At 40.6% G+C, this 14,337-nt stretch carries 13 protein-coding genes and 4 tRNA genes; 6 read left to right on the plus strand and 11 right to left on the minus strand.

Annotation, left to right across the window (positions count from 1 at the left end):
* Positions 1–21: 21 nt before the first annotated feature.
* The 6 genes from FTV38_RS00805 to FTV38_RS00830 all read left to right on the plus strand — a co-directional run bounded on the left by FTV38_RS00805 (position 22) and on the right by FTV38_RS00830 (position 7,595).
* Complete coding sequence (locus FTV38_RS00805) at positions 22–1,860, plus strand: extracellular solute-binding protein (RefSeq protein WP_180020767.1); 1,839 nt, start codon at positions 22–24, stop codon at positions 1,858–1,860.
* Positions 1,861–1,893: 33 nt separating this feature from the next.
* Positions 1,894–2,961, plus strand: a complete 1,068-nt coding sequence (locus FTV38_RS00810) for a microcin C ABC transporter permease YejB (RefSeq protein ID WP_180020769.1) — start codon at positions 1,894–1,896, stop codon at positions 2,959–2,961.
* On the plus strand, positions 2,961–3,974 hold the full coding sequence (locus FTV38_RS00815) for an ABC transporter permease (protein ID WP_180020771.1): 1,014 nt from the start codon (positions 2,961–2,963) through the stop codon (positions 3,972–3,974). Before FTV38_RS00810 ends, FTV38_RS00815 begins: the two co-directional genes overlap by 1 nt.
* Complete coding sequence (locus FTV38_RS00820; RefSeq protein WP_180020933.1) at positions 3,949–5,550, plus strand: ABC transporter ATP-binding protein; 1,602 nt, start codon at positions 3,949–3,951, stop codon at positions 5,548–5,550. The genes FTV38_RS00815 and FTV38_RS00820 overlap by 26 nt, the downstream gene beginning before the upstream one ends.
* A 112-nt stretch (positions 5,551–5,662) precedes the next feature.
* Complete coding sequence (locus FTV38_RS00825; protein ID WP_180020773.1) at positions 5,663–6,907, plus strand: NADH:flavin oxidoreductase/NADH oxidase family protein; 1,245 nt, start codon at positions 5,663–5,665, stop codon at positions 6,905–6,907.
* A gap of 88 nt (positions 6,908–6,995) precedes the next feature.
* Positions 6,996–7,595 (plus strand): YiiX family permuted papain-like enzyme, encoded by a 600-nt coding sequence (locus tag FTV38_RS00830; protein WP_257228617.1) that lies wholly within the window; start codon positions 6,996–6,998, stop codon positions 7,593–7,595.
* Positions 7,596–7,661: 66 nt separating this feature from the next.
* Here FTV38_RS00830 and FTV38_RS00835 read toward each other — a convergent pair.
* From FTV38_RS00835 to FTV38_RS00885, 11 genes are all read right to left on the minus strand, one after another.
* Positions 7,662–7,737: transfer RNA gene (locus FTV38_RS00835), tRNA-Glu, on the minus strand.
* A 57-nt stretch (positions 7,738–7,794) separates the two neighbouring features.
* A tRNA-Glu gene (locus FTV38_RS00840) sits at positions 7,795–7,870 on the minus strand.
* 24 nt (positions 7,871–7,894) lie between these two features.
* Positions 7,895–7,970: transfer RNA gene (locus FTV38_RS00845), tRNA-Glu, on the minus strand.
* Between the two features lie 132 nt (positions 7,971–8,102).
* Positions 8,103–9,008, minus strand: coding sequence for an alpha/beta fold hydrolase (locus FTV38_RS00850; RefSeq protein WP_180020777.1), 906 nt, complete (start codon positions 9,006–9,008; stop codon positions 8,103–8,105).
* Positions 9,009–9,117: 109 nt separating this feature from the next.
* Complete coding sequence (locus FTV38_RS00855; RefSeq protein WP_078189154.1) at positions 9,118–10,536, minus strand: amino acid permease; 1,419 nt, start codon at positions 10,534–10,536, stop codon at positions 9,118–9,120.
* 123 nt (positions 10,537–10,659) lie between these two features.
* Positions 10,660–10,735 (minus strand) — tRNA-Glu (locus tag FTV38_RS00860).
* A 191-nt stretch (positions 10,736–10,926) separates the two neighbouring features.
* Complete coding sequence (locus tag FTV38_RS00865) at positions 10,927–12,357, minus strand: amino acid permease (RefSeq protein ID WP_180020779.1); 1,431 nt, start codon at positions 12,355–12,357, stop codon at positions 10,927–10,929.
* A 128-nt stretch (positions 12,358–12,485) separates the two neighbouring features.
* Positions 12,486–12,638, minus strand: a complete 153-nt coding sequence (locus tag FTV38_RS00870; protein WP_168379378.1) for a hypothetical protein — start codon at positions 12,636–12,638, stop codon at positions 12,486–12,488.
* 65 nt (positions 12,639–12,703) lie between these two features.
* On the minus strand, positions 12,704–13,471 hold the full coding sequence (locus FTV38_RS00875) for a hypothetical protein (protein WP_180020781.1): 768 nt from the start codon (positions 13,469–13,471) through the stop codon (positions 12,704–12,706).
* Positions 13,468–13,869: a hypothetical protein gene (locus tag FTV38_RS00880; protein WP_180020783.1), complete on the minus strand. Its 402-nt coding sequence runs from the start codon at positions 13,867–13,869 to the stop codon at positions 13,468–13,470. Before FTV38_RS00880 ends, FTV38_RS00875 begins: the two co-directional genes overlap by 4 nt.
* Positions 13,870–13,965: 96 nt before the next feature.
* Positions 13,966–14,304: a hypothetical protein gene (locus tag FTV38_RS00885; protein ID WP_180020785.1), complete on the minus strand. Its 339-nt coding sequence runs from the start codon at positions 14,302–14,304 to the stop codon at positions 13,966–13,968.
* Positions 14,305–14,337: the final 33 nt, after the last annotated feature.

Raw genomic sequence — 14,337 nt, forward strand, 5'->3', positions numbered from 1 at the left:
AACATTAAGGAGTTAAGTTGAATGTATTCTGCTTCAACTTCGCGTTACGTGTTTGGTGTGACTTTGAGCATACTTTCAACAGGGGCGTGGGCTGCGATGCAGACCACGCCTTTTCTTGCCATACATAGTAGCCCTCAATATCATCAATTACAGGCAATGCCCTATGCCAATCCTCTTGCCAATAAAGGGGGATATATCACGACCTCGAGTATTGGGAGTTTTGATAATTTAAACAGCATGAATGGAAAAGGGCGTTCTGTTGAAGGTATCAATTATCTATTTGATAGTTTGATGAGTTCATCACTAGATGAACCGGGTGTGATGTATCCGTTACTTGCCGAAAAAGTGACATTTGACCCGAAAAAAACTAATTTTGTAATTTTTCATTTAAACCCCAAAGCACGATTTAGTGATGGGAGTGCCTTAACAGCTGATGATGTGAAGTTTAGTTTTGATACCTTCCAAACTAAATCAAATCCCGGTCTACAAATGTACTTAGCAGATTTGGACAAAACAGATGTTTTATCTAAATATCAGGTGAGGATGAGTTTTAAATCTGGACATAATACTGATATGCCCATGATTTTGGCGCAAATGCCGATTTATTCCCAAAAAGATTGGGCAAAAAAAGATTTTACTCAAATTACATTGCAGCCCATCTTAGGCTCTGGCCCTTACACGATTGAGAAGATCGATGCAGGTAGGAGTATTCGCTATAAGCGTAATCCTGACTATTGGGGGCAGAAATTAGCTGTCAATCGTGGTCGGTATAATTTTAACCATCTGAAATATGTATATTACCGCAGCCCAGACATCGCCTTTGAAGGCTTTAAAGCGGGTCAATTTACGTTATATGAGGAAAAGACCGCACGTAATTGGGTGGGAGCGTACAATTTTCCTGCTTTTAAAGACGGTAAAATTGTCAAATATCGCTTTAAACATGAACGACCGATTCCCACAAAAAGTCTCGTATTTAATACCCGTCGTGCGCCATTTAGTGATATTCGCTTTCGGCAAGCTTTAACTTTTGCTTATGATTTTGAATGGCAAAATAGAGCGTTGTTTTATGGGCAGTATCAGCGTTTACAGAGTTATTTTAGTAATAGTGTGTTAGAAGCAAAGGGAAAACCCTCTATCCAAGAGTTGGATATTTTAAAACCGATGTTATCGCAACTTGATCCTATTCAACGACAGGGTGTTTTATCCAATTGGCAATATCCTGTTTCTGATGGCAGTGGATTCAATCGAAAAAATCTTCTGCATGCACGCCAACTATTATTGAATGCGGGTTATCGTTATCAAGACGGCAGATTGGTGGATGCAAAATCTCAGCCTGTGAAATTTGAACTTTTGATTCAGCAACAAGATTTGCAGCGAACCTTAATGCCATTTATACGAAATTTGAAACGTTTAGGTATTCAGGTGCTATTGCGACAAGTAGATGGACCGCAATACACCGAGCGTATGCGAAATATTGACTTTGATATGATCGTGGATGAAATGCCTCAATCACTCACTCCAGCGGGTGAGCAAGCTCAACTTTGGGGCAGTCAAGCAGCTGACCAAGTGGGTAATTATAATTATGCAGGGATTAAAAATCCTGTAATAGATCAGCTCATTCAACAGGTGATCAATGCTCCAAATCGAGAGGAATTGATTATTCGTACGCGTGTTTTAGACCGTCTGCTCAGAGCGGGTTATTATCAAATCCCAATGTTTGGGCAAAGTGAAAACTGGTTTGCCTATTGGCATATGTATAAGCAACCCTATGTTAAACCTAAACTTTCTGTAGGGATTGACTATTGGTGGAGTGATGCAGCTGAAGCCAAGCAAATAACACAATATCTACGGCAGCAATAAATACATCTGAATGACAAGGAATGTGAAAGCAACATGGGCACATATATTTTAAAAAGATTGCTCCTGATTATTCCAACATTGTTTTTCATTTTACTGATTAACTTTGTCGTGATTCAGATTGCGCCAGGAGGACCTGTTGAGCAGGCTATACAGCAAGCAGAATCCTTTCAAGGCATGGGAAACACGGGTGGTGGTGAAACTGCGACGACAGGCAGTAAATACCAAGGTGCAAAAGGCCTCAGTGAAGAAATGGTGGCAAAAATCGAAGCGCAATATGGTTTCGATAAACCATTATTCGAACGTTTTTGGCTCATGTTAAAGGGCTATGTGACGCTAGATTTTGGTACCAGTTTTTTTAAAGATAAGCCTGTGACCGAGCTACTTTGGGAAAAGCTGCCTGTATCCTTATCCCTTGGTTTATGGAGTACCTTGCTGATCTATATGGTGTCTATTCCATTAGGTATTAAAAAAGCCCGTCAACATGGTTTGTTATTTGATAAAAGCACGTCTATTTTATTGGCTATAGGTTACGCCATTCCTGCTTTCGCCTTCGCCATTTTACTCATTGTCTTTTTTGCAGGTGGTTCATATTTCCAGTGGTTCCCTCTACAAGGTTTAGTTTCAGAGAATTTTACTGAGTTAAGTGTGTTTGGCAAAATTGCAGATTATTTTTGGCATATGGCGTTGCCTTTGTTTGCTATGGTAATTGGTGGTTTTGCAGGCTTAACTTATCTGACCAAATACTCTTTTATGGAAGAACTGAATAAGCAATATGTTCTTGCTGCTCGTTCTAAAGGTTTGACTGAATCACGTGTGCTGTATGGGCATGTATTTCGTAATGCAATGCTCATTGTTATTGCTGGTCTACCAGAAGCCTTGATTGGCATCTTCTTTGTGGGAAATCTATTTATTGAAATTATTTTCAATCTAGATGGTCTGGGATTGTTGGGGTTTGAAGCCATTGTACAGCGTGATTATCCAGTCATTTTCGGTACCTTGTTTATTTTTACCTTGATGGGGCTGATCTTAAGATTAATCAGCGATGTCATGTATCAAATGATTGATCCACGAATTAATTTTGATTCGCAGGGGGCAAAATAATGTCTCCGATCATGCAAGCGCGATTTCAACGTTTTAAAGAAAATAAATTAGGCTTTACATGCTTTATTAGCTTTGCCTTGATTTTTATGTTGTCCCTAGCTGTCGAGTTTATTGCCAATGATAAACCGCTCTTGGTCAAATACGATGATTCTTTATATGTGCCCGTATTGAAAAGTTATCCAGAAACCGCTTTCGGTGGGGTATTTGAAACTGAGGCAGATTATAAAGATCCTGTGGTGCAGCAACTGATAGAAGATAAAGGCTGGGCGGTTTGGCCACTGATTAAATTTTCCTATCAAACACCGAATTTAGAACTGGCTGTGCCCGTACCATCTGCACCAACTGCACAAAATTGGCTCGGTACCGATGACCAAGGGCGTGATGTGCTCGCACGTATTTTATATGGATTACGTGTGTCGCTCCTGTTTGGTTTTGCATTAACTTTTGCTTCAGCCATATTGGGCATCATCGTTGGGGCGATACAGGGCTATTATGGTGGGTGGATAGACCTCATTGGTCAACGGATTTTAGAAGTCTGGGGCGGGCTCCCGATGCTATTCATGGTGATGATTTTGGTCAGCATGTTTACGCCGAGTGTGTATTGGCTCTTTGTCATTATGCTGCTGTTTGGCTGGCCCACTTTGGTCGGCTTGGTTCGTGCAGAGTTTTTGCGTGCTCGTAATTTTGATTATGTCCGTGCAGCACGGAGTCTTGGCGTTACAGATAGCACCATTATGTTTCGGCATATTTTACCAAATGCGATGAGTTCCAGTCTTTCACAGCTACCTTTCATGCTTACGGCAAATATTACTGCACTGACAGCCTTAGATTTCCTAGGTTATGGCTTACCGCCTGATGCCGCGTCCTTAGGTGAGTTATTGCTTCAAGGGAAAAACAATCTGAATGCACCATGGCTTGCCTTATCGGGGTTTTTTACCTTAGCGATCGTGCTGTCTTTATTGATCTACATTGGGGAGGCGATACGTGATGCATTCGATCCTAGACGTCAATAATCATCAAGTTAATGTACCTCCCATCGTGTTAGAGGTGGAACATTTACATATTTCACATGCAGCACAGGTCTTGGTTGATGATCTAAATTTTAAATTGCATGCAGGTGAAACGATAGCGATTGTTGGAGAAAGCGGCTCAGGTAAATCGATTAGCAGCCTAGCTATACTCGGTTTGTTGTCGAGTGATCTGCAGGTCACAGGCAGCGTCAGCCTGAGTGGACAGAATATTCTTGGACTGAGTCCTGAACAGCACCGAAACATTCGTGGACAGAAAATTGCAATGATTTTTCAAGAGCCGATGACAGCTTTAAATCCCTTACATCGGGTTGAAAAGATTGTTGATGAGTCACTGTTGTTACAGGGATGGTCGAAGGCAAAAACTCGGCAGCGGGTTATAGAATTATTAAATGATGTTGGTATTCCTGATGCTGAAGATAAGTTAAGACGATACCCACATGAGTTATCTGGGGGGCAGCGACAACGTGTCATGATTGCCATGGCATTGGCCTTAGATCCTGATATTTTAATCGCTGATGAGCCAACCACGGCTTTAGATGTCACTTTGCAAGCGCAAATCTTAAATTTATTAAAGTCGCTACAACAGCAGCGTAATATGGCCATGATTTTAATCAGCCATGACCTGAATTTGGTTAAGCGCTATGCCGAACATGTGATTGTGATGAATCGTGGACAAGTGGTGGAACAAGGAGATGTTCAGGAAATTTTTGAGCAACCGAAGCAGGCGTATACCAAAAATCTATTAGACCATGATTTTGGTAAAGCAATACAGGTTTCACAAACGCAGACACTTTTAAAATTACACCAATTAGGAGTGAAGTTCCCAGTCAAACAAGGCTTATTGAACCGCATCAAAGATTATGTCGTTGCGGTAGAGGCTTTGGATTTAACAGTGGCTGAAGGTGAGTCGATCGGTATTGTTGGAGAGAGTGGTTCAGGGAAAAGCTCCCTAGCATTGGCTATTGCTCGGCTCATAGAAAGTGATGGCGAAATTATGTTAAATCAACACGCCATCCATCAACTTTCAGAAAAACAGCTCAGACCTTTACGTCGTGAATTTCAAATTGTCTTTCAAGATCCATTCAGTAGTTTAAATCCACGGCTAAATGTAGAGCAAACCATTGGCGAAGGTTTGGCCTTACAGCATTTATCTGCAAATGAAATTGTACAGCGTATAGATGAAGCTTTGCAGAAAGTCGAATTAGCCAGCTCATTTAAGCAGCGTTATCCACATGAATTATCGGGTGGGCAACGGCAGAGAGTCGCCTTAGCACGTGCGTTGGTATTACGTCCTAAATTATTGATACTCGATGAACCTACATCGGCACTAGATCGGACGACACAAAAAGCTATCGTGAAGCTACTACGGCGTTTGCAGCAAGAATATAATATGAGTTATTTATTTATCAGTCACGATTTACACGTGGTCAAAGCCTTGTGCCAAAAAGTGTTGGTACTGCGACATGCCAAAGTCATGGAGTTTCAAGACACTGAAGATCTATTTGCACGACCACAAACGGACTATACCCGTAAATTAATTGAAGCCAGCCAATACTAAAATCAAACTTATGGATATTTTGACAAGTGTCATTGTCAAAATATCCTTGACCTTTAGAAAATAATAATTAGAGTAAATACTCAGGACTTATTATTTCATTTTGGACATTGTCATGAGCCATTTAGCTGAAAGCTTTAAAATTCGTAATACCACATTTAAAAATCGCATCATTAAAGGTGCAATGAGTGAAGCATTGGCCAATACCGCAGGCCAACCCAATCACTTACATTTTGGATTATATGAAGCTTGGGCGAAGGGTGGTTTAGGCTGTGCCATTACGGGTAATGTCATGGTGGATTTTCGTGCTAAAAATGAGCCTGGGGTTGTTGTCGCTGAAACTGAGCGAGATTTAGCACAATTAACACAGTGGGCTGAGCTAGGCAAGAAGCACGGCATGGTGCAATTGGTTCAACTTTCACATCCGGGCCGCCAATGTCCAAAAGGTTTAAATAAAGAAACGGTTGCACCGTCTGCTGTGCCATTTAGTCCGATGTTAGCCACAACGTTTGGAACACCGCGCGAACTTCGTGAAGATGAAATTTTAGATATTATTCAGCGTTTTGCACGTGCCGCACACATTTGTGAAAAGGCAGGCTTCGAAGGCGTGCAATTGCATGGTGCGCATGGTTATTTAATTAGTCAGTTTTTGTCGCCACTGACCAATAAACGTCAAGATCAGTGGGGCGGTTCAAATGAAAATCGCATGCGCTTTTTGCTTGAAATCTATAAGGCAGTTCGTGCTGCGACGACAGATGATTTTATCATTTCGGTCAAACTGAATTCTGCTGATTTCCAACGCGGCGGAATTAGCGAAACAGATGTGATTGAGGTCTTTAAGGCAATCGATGCCGCAGGGATTGATATGATTGAAATCTCGGGCGGTTCCTATGAAGCGCCAGCGATGGCCGGTGCTAAAGCAGAAAAACGTAAAGCCAGTACCATTGCTCGTGAAGCTTATTTCCTCGATTTTGCGGACAATATCCGTAAAGAAGTGAAATGCGCGTTAATGGTTACCGGCGGGTTTAGAACCGTGCAAGGCATGAATGTTGCACTAGACAGTGGAGCTTGTGATTTTATTGGTATTGCACGTCCATTCGCTGTTGAAGTCGATTTGGCTGATCGTTTATTGGCGGGGCAGGATGTTCGTTACGGCGTAGACAAAATTAAAACTGGCATACCGATGATTGATAAAATGGCGATTATGGAAATTATTTGGTATGCCGCTCAGTTTAAATCGATTGGTGAAGGCAAACAGCCAAATCCTAAACTTTCACCCTTAAAAGTGTTTTTTAAATATCTTAAAGGAAATTTAACAGCGGTCATTAAAGGGCAAGTCAATTCACGTAAGTCGGCTTAATCAATCATTGGATTATTAGAATAAGGGCAATCGGCATACATCCATGTTATGGTTGCCTTCATTCATATCAATATTGCTTAAAATAAAAATGTCTAAAATTTTAATATTAACGGTCATTCTTTCGGGGCTCAGTTCTGCCCTCTATGCTCAGTCTACATTTCAGACGGGAGATATTATTTTTCATATCTCAAAGTCACAGCAAAGTTTAAGCATTCAAAAGGCCACACATTCGCCCTATAGTCACATGGGTATGATCGTAAATAAAAATAACCAAACGTGGGTGCTTGAAGCCATTCAACCTGTGCAATACACCACTTTAAATCAATGGATCACGCGTGGGGAAAATGCTCACTATGTGGTGAAAAGGCTCAAACAACCCTTAAATGTGCAGCAGAAAACGAAGCTGGTACAAAATGCAGAAAAGTACTTGGGCAAACCCTATGATATTTATTTTGAATGGGATGATCGTGCAATTTACTGTTCTGAAATTGTTTGGAAAGCTTATCAGCATGCTTTAGGAATCGAACTTTCTCCATTACAACAACTGAAACAATTTGATTTAAAACAAAATGAAGTACAGCGTCTAATGCGGCAGCGCTATGGTCAAAAAATTCCGCTGAATGAGCAGGTGATTGCCCCTAAGGCCATTTATGATTCAAAACTATTAAAAGAAATATTTAGAAATTAAGGCAATAAAAAAGCCCAAGTCGCAATGCTTGAGCTTTTTAATGAGTAGTTAAAACTGACTCGAATATGGCGTCCCTACGGGGATTCGAACCCCGGTTACCGCCGTGAAAGGGCGATGTCCTAGGCCTCTAGACGATAGGGACAGTACAGAAAGTAAATTTTAAAACCGGTTATTTTAGTCAAAGTTTAAGACTAAATAATGGCGTCCCTACGGGGATTCGAACCCCGGTTACCGCCGTGAAAGGGCGATGTCCTAGGCCTCTAGACGATAGGGACTTAATAAAATGTACTTCTGAAAATTGGCGTCCCTACGGGGATTCGAACCCCGGTTACCGCCGTGAAAGGGCGATGTCCTAGGCCTCTAGACGATAGGGACGTTTCAGAGGTGGGCGTATATTAGGGTGAAAATCGGGGGGTGTCAAACGCTTTTCTATAAATAAATTCAGTTTTTGTTGTTGAGTGCATAAAATTAAAACAATTTGCTAAAAATGTTTGAAAAATACATTATTTATGTCGATTTTTTCAACACTTGTAAGATTGTAGCAATAACTTCTGGATGCGTTAAATATCCGCCAATATCGTGAGGGTGTTCAATTGATGTCTGAATTTGTTGGTTAATAATGGCGGGTTGAAAATCAAATGGTGCCTGACTCAGTGGAAAAGCGCTGAGAAAATCATCATGTGAATAAAAGTTTAACCAATCGCCTGAAATTGCATCAGGCCGCTGTAAAGGCTGAGGTAAGTGGGCTTGGATGACACGAAAAGCCAAAGGTGAGCCTAAGGTGATAAAGCGCTGTATGTTGAGTTCAGGATGTAGCAGTAAAAAATGATACGCAATCACGCCACCTAATGAATGTGCAATCAACAGGGTAGGTTTCGTTTGATGTAATTGCTCATGCAGACGAGTGTGAACTGCCTGAATAAAGTGTGGATTAGATAAATAGAGATAAGTTTCGACCAAAAATTTATGCAAAAGTGTGGCATGTAATTTTGGGAAATAATTCATTAAAACTGCAAAATCGCGTAGCGCAAGATCTTTGCCAAGTGCAGTGATCGATTTGAATGATTGGCTTAATCCAATAGCATCATTAAGGGTGATGTCAGGTAGATTGTTTTGTACGGCGTGATGCTCAAGTACTTTTGGTGATTTTTCTAGGAGTTCAGTACGATGGATAAACGGAAAATGTGGCCACGTTTGAGGCGTCAAGGTGCTGGCTTGAAGCATATTCTGCAAATGATAACGCGTGAGTAAATCTCCATAAAAAGGCATGCGCATATGGTGCTGTATATATGATAAAAAAGTCTCTTGATGGCTTTGCTTTAAGCCTTGAGACAACAGTGCAAGCCAATGCTGTTCGAGCGAACGTGCAGTTTGTCGCTGTTGATTCATGCCATGGATAAAGATGATTTGCATATTGCACCTCATCGACGGATCAGTTTTTATTCTACTTTTATTAAAATATAGCCATAAAAAAAGAGCAACCGAAGTTACTCTTTTATCGTGTTTGGTATGACAACGCAGATCAATCTTTGTTGTGATACAAGGTGTAGTAGCTGATATAACACGCCACAATGAAGATCATACAGCAGATAAAGCCAGTTAACATTTCTGGGTCAAATACCATACTAATACAGGTAATAAGACAAAATACAAAACCGAGTATCGGCACGATTGGGAAGAGTGGTGCAGCAAAAGCTAAATCTTTTGCAGTTTTGCCTTCTTTATACCACTGACGGCGGAAGTTGAATTGGCTTAAACAAATACTCATCCATACCACCACCATGGTAAATGCCGCGACACCTAACAAGTTTTTGAAGATGGTTTCTGGTGCAAATTGCTCAGACAGTAAGCCCGGCATACCACCGATCATGGTCACAATCACGGCAACATAAGGAATACCACGTGAGTTCACTTTAGAGAACACCGCAGGTAATTGCTTACTATAGGACAATGACCACATCATTCGAGATGCAGCAAATAAACCTGAGTTTGCAGCAGAAAGTAGGGCTGTGATAATGACAAAGCGGATGATGTCTTCTGCATAAGGAATACCAATGTGCTGGAATACTGTTACGAAAGGTGAACTACTTACACCTTCGGCAGATAAGCCAGCTTCTTGATGGGGCAATAATGCAGTAATAACAACAATGGTACCCACAAAGAAAATCAACAAGCGGAAAATCGCCGTGTTAATGGCTTTAGGTACATTTTTCGCTGGATCTTTGGTTTCACCCGCAGCAACACCAATCAGCTCAGTACCAGAGAATGCGAAGTTCACAATCAACATTGTAGCGAAGATTGGGAACAAGCCTTCAGGGAACCAACCTTGTGCAGTGAGATTGCTAAACAGCGGTGCAGCTTCATAGCCTCGATAGCCTAAAACACCAAAAATGGCCAATAGACCCAAAATAATAAAGGCAACAACGGTAATCACTTTGACTAAGGCTAGCCAAAATTCAGATTCAGCAAACCATTTGGTTGAAATCATATTCAAGCAGAATACAAAAGCACCAAAGATTAGGGTCCACATCCACATAGAGCTGTCTGGGAACCATTCCTGCATTAAAAGTGCAGCAGCAGTAAATTCAGTTCCTAGCGTTACTGACCATGTCAGCCAATACAGCCAAGTGATGGTATAACCCGTACCCGGTCCGATATAGCGTTTAGCATAAGCGCCAAATGAACCAGATTCAGGCATATGTACAGCGAGCTCGCCTAAGCAAAGCATCACCATATAGGCGATAATACCGCCTAAAAAATACGAAATAATGGCACCTACAGGCCCCGTTTGTGCAATGACTTCACCCGAACCAAGAAATAAACCAGTACCGATTGCGCCGCCAAGCGAAATCATCACCAGATGTCGAGTACTCATAGCGCGTTTTAACGGCGCAGAATTGCCCTGATGCGAAGCATCATTCGGAGAATGAGATGACTGCATAGAGAAAAAGGAGAATCAAATAATGAAGCGAGTAATTGTAGAGAAGAATGCAATGATGATGCAATCAATTAATATAAATTATAGATAAATAAACTTTAAGTTTGTCAGCACTGACAGAAGAATTGGCGTCCCTACGGGGATTCGAACCCCGGTTACCGCCGTGAAAGGGCGATGTCCTAGGCCTCTAGACGATAGGGACGTTTTGAGGTGCTGTCATAGTATGAATAAACATGATGTGAGTCAAAGAAAAAATTTAAATTTCAGCTCATTTGTCTGTTATTTATACATATAAATCAACGATTAATAAATTGTAAAAAAGAAAGGCTGTGAAAATAAAAAAGCGAACCCAATGGCTTTGGATTCGCTTTAAAGATTAATCATTAAATAAGCTTAATCTTGATTATGATATAACCAATAATAACCTGCATAACATGCCGCCATAAAGATCAGGCAGCCAATAAAGCCTGAAAGCATTTCAGGATCTGCGGCCATACTTAAACCTGTTGCGGTACAGCAGACAAAGCCAAGAATTGGAACTAGTGGGAACCATGGTGTACGGAATTTAAGTTCTGACACGCTATGACCTTGTTTCAACCATTGACGACGGAAGTTAAATTGACTCCAACAAATACTCATCCACACGATCACCATGGTGAAAGCGGCAACCCCCATCAAGTTCTTGAAGATCACATCTGCGCCAAATTGTTCTGACAATAGACCTGGTAAACCACCGATCATAGTGACCAATACAGCAATATAAGGCACACCTGTTTTGCTTAATTTGCCGAAAGCACTTGGTAATTGTTTTTGTGCAGACAGTGCCCACATCATACGCGATGCAGCATATAAACCAGAGTTAGCTGTAGACAGTAAAGCCGTAATAATGACGAAACGAATTAAGTCTTCTGCATAGGGAATGCCCATCAGGTTAAATACGGAAACGAATGGACTACTACTTAATCCGCCATGTCCACCGACATTTAAACCTGCATCGGTATAGGTCAACAGGGAACTGATGACGATAATAGTGCCGACAAAGAAAATGATTAAGCGCCATACCGCAGCATGGATGGCTTTAGGTACATTCTTTTCAGGGCTTTCAGTTTCACCTGCAGCGATACCAATCATCTCCGTACCATTAAAGGCAAAGTTCACGATCAATAGCGTGGCAAACAGTGGGAACAAACCATTTGGCAGCCAACCATGTTCAGTCAAATTGTGGAACATTGGAGCTGATTCATAGCCTTGGAAAGGCACGAAACCAAAGATGCAGGCAAAACCAAGGATGATGAAAATCAACACTGTTGCAACTTTCACCATGGATAACCAAAATTCTGACTCTGCGAATGCACGTGTAGAGCTTAAATTAGAGATCAGTACGCCAGCTGCAAAGATCAGTGTCCATAGCCAAATAGAGGTTTGTGGAAACCACTCCTGCATCAAAATAGCCGCCGCAGTAAATTCTGTACCTAAGGTGGCAGACCAGCCCAACCAGTACATCCAAGACACCATATAGCCGGTACCCGGGCCAATATAATTTGTCGCAAAAGCACCAAAAGAACCAGAAACAGGTAGATGTACGGCAAGTTCACCCAAACAAAGCATGACCATGTAGGCGATTAGACCGCCAATAATATAGGCAAGAACAGCGCCTAAAGGCCCAGCTTGTGAAATAACTTCACCTGAACCCATAAACAAACCAGTACCAATTGCACCACCAAGTGAGAGCATCACAAGGTGTCGAGTCGTCATCGCACGTTTAAGCGATGGACTTTTACCTTCAGCAGACGAGTGTTGCGAAGGTTCAGAGGGAGAATGCATAGTGAAAAGAAAATTGAACGAAAGGTATATTTTATGATTGAATGCAGTGAAATGATTGATAAATCGAATTTTTCTTATAATGTAATAATACTGATCTAAAATTTAAATCTTTAGTGCTGACCATTGGATTAATGGTCAGGAGTCTGATACTCAGCTTCAGAAGTTGCAGGTACTTGAGTTTGTTCAGCTACAGGGGCTTTGTTGTCATCGCGGCTCACAATATACAGATAGAGTGCAGATGGAAATAAGATGGCTAAAACCAAGAGCAACTTTTTAAACATAGGGTGTTCTTACATCAAAATAGATCAAGCTGAAGTATAAACAAAACCAGTCAGGCTGTAATTAATTAAAGTTTACGGTTTTTCTGTTCTAGATTGGACAGGATGACTTGGTAAATGTCGGGGTAGTGTTGTTTAAAGTTCCGTTGTTGCATGATCGTGATGGTTGAAGCATTTGGCTCAACACCCAGTTTTAAAATTTTTTGGGTTAAAGCGAGTTGTGGGGAGCGACCATCAAAATGTGTATTCAGTAAGTTACCATCGGTATATTTTACTGTGAGTCTAATATTAAGTAGATAATCAAAAACATTAGGCAAACCAAAACCGGCAGCTTTGTAGAGTAAATTATATGTTTCTGCACGATAGCCACGGCCGTATGTTTGATGTGTTTTTAATAATCCTAATGCATTATAAAATTCTAATTTGGCAATAATTTCTTGTTCATTAATAGAACCATCGCCATTTTTTAAAATCCTATTGATGGTGTTAAAAGTCACATCGTTTGAGCTGGGTTTGCAATCAGCAGCAATCAGTCGCTTGATATCTTGAAGTGGAAGTATAAGATGCGCTGTGTCACACATTTTTTTAACTTCTTTATTTTTCATTTTACTGTTTTGAATATTTTTATTTTCAAATTCCTGCACTATGGCTGACCAACCATATATGTTTATAAATTTATAATAACGAGATGCATCATTTGTCATCCCTTTGATCTTTTTAAAGTCGTGAATGTTTTTCACTGATGGTGCATTGGTAGCGTGATTTTGTGGCACTGGAGCATTTGCAAAGCAATGCATACTCATTAGCAGGCAGCTGGTAATAACGATGTTTTTCATGGTTTGTGTGCTTTTAATAAATTGTAAACGTCAGGATATTTGGTTGAAAAGTCATTCTGTTCCATTTGTTTATAAACGTTACTATTGGGCTCGATTCCTGCATTCAGTAGTTTTTGAACCAAACTCACAGAAGGGTTACGGCCTTTGATATTGTCTAAAATTAAATTACCATCCACGCCCGTGTAATCGACACCAATACTCAGCAAATAATCAGAAACGTCTTCAAGCCCCCAACCAATTGTTTTAGATTGCAAAGAGCTTTTTTCTTCATACGGGCCAAATTTATACGTAACGTGTGTTTGTAAAACATTTTCCGACTTGTAGAGTTTTAATTTTTCAATGATTTCGTTTTGATCTATTTTGCCTTCTGCATTGGTTAATGCGCAATTAATAATCATAGAGGATGAACGGCCATTGAGTGGTTTGCAATTTGCTTTAAATAAGCGTTTGGTTTGATCGGCAGTACTTAGACTCAGTGCAATTTCGCAAAGTTTTTATTTTTCCCCTTTAGGCATTTTGCTTTTTAGGATGGTTCCATTTTCAAAATCACGAACGATTGACTCCCAACCGTATTTGGTTGCTGTTCGATAATACTGTATTGCTTCTTCGCTCAATTTTTTTGTTTTTTTCGCTTGTATTTGAGTGTCACGATCGTTGGTTTTGGGAATAGAAGATTCTTGGTCATCATTCAATGCTGTTTGATTTGTATGATTGGCATCGTGCTCAACAGTATTTGAAGGATTTATCGGTAGGCTGGCTTCTGGTCTAAAAATGTAGATGAAGATACCGAGACATACTAGGCACAGGCCAAAGATTAAGATTATTTTTTTCATGTTTTATTCTATTTGAAAATGAATCAAGAGCGT

The sequence above is a fragment of the Acinetobacter sp. YH16044 genome (genome assembly GCF_013417145.1).
Classification (GTDB): domain Bacteria; phylum Pseudomonadota; class Gammaproteobacteria; order Pseudomonadales; family Moraxellaceae; genus Acinetobacter; species Acinetobacter amyesii.

Bases quoted from the DNA above. Each gene is read 5' to 3' on its own strand.
- FTV38_RS00810 (WP_180020769.1), top strand. From the start codon at position 1,894: ATGGGCACATATATTTTAAAAAGATTGCTCCTGATTATTCCAACATTG.
- FTV38_RS00830 (WP_257228617.1), top strand. From the start codon at position 6,996: ATGTCTAAAATTTTAATATTAACGGTCATTCTTTCGGGGCTCAGTTCT.
- FTV38_RS00855 (WP_078189154.1), bottom strand. From the start codon at position 10,536: ATGCAGTCATCTCATTCTCCGAATGATGCTTCGCATCAGGGCAATTCT.
- FTV38_RS00885 (WP_180020785.1), bottom strand. From the start codon at position 14,304: ATGAAAAAAATAATCTTAATCTTTGGCCTGTGCCTAGTATGTCTCGGT.
- FTV38_RS00805 (WP_180020767.1), top strand. From the start codon at position 22: ATGTATTCTGCTTCAACTTCGCGTTACGTGTTTGGTGTGACTTTGAGC.
- FTV38_RS00880 (WP_180020783.1), bottom strand. From the start codon at position 13,869: ATGATTATTAATTGCGCATTAACCAATGCAGAAGGCAAAATAGATCAA.
- FTV38_RS00815 (WP_180020771.1), top strand. From the start codon at position 2,961: ATGTCTCCGATCATGCAAGCGCGATTTCAACGTTTTAAAGAAAATAAA.
- FTV38_RS00865 (WP_180020779.1), bottom strand. From the start codon at position 12,357: ATGCATTCTCCCTCTGAACCTTCGCAACACTCGTCTGCTGAAGGTAAA.
- FTV38_RS00825 (WP_180020773.1), top strand. From the start codon at position 5,663: ATGAGCCATTTAGCTGAAAGCTTTAAAATTCGTAATACCACATTTAAA.
- FTV38_RS00820 (WP_180020933.1), top strand. From the start codon at position 3,949: ATGCATTCGATCCTAGACGTCAATAATCATCAAGTTAATGTACCTCCC.
- FTV38_RS00875 (WP_180020781.1), bottom strand. From the start codon at position 13,471: ATGAAAAACATCGTTATTACCAGCTGCCTGCTAATGAGTATGCATTGC.
- FTV38_RS00850 (WP_180020777.1), bottom strand. From the start codon at position 9,008: ATGCAAATCATCTTTATCCATGGCATGAATCAACAGCGACAAACTGCA.
- FTV38_RS00870 (WP_168379378.1), bottom strand. From the start codon at position 12,638: ATGTTTAAAAAGTTGCTCTTGGTTTTAGCCATCTTATTTCCATCTGCA.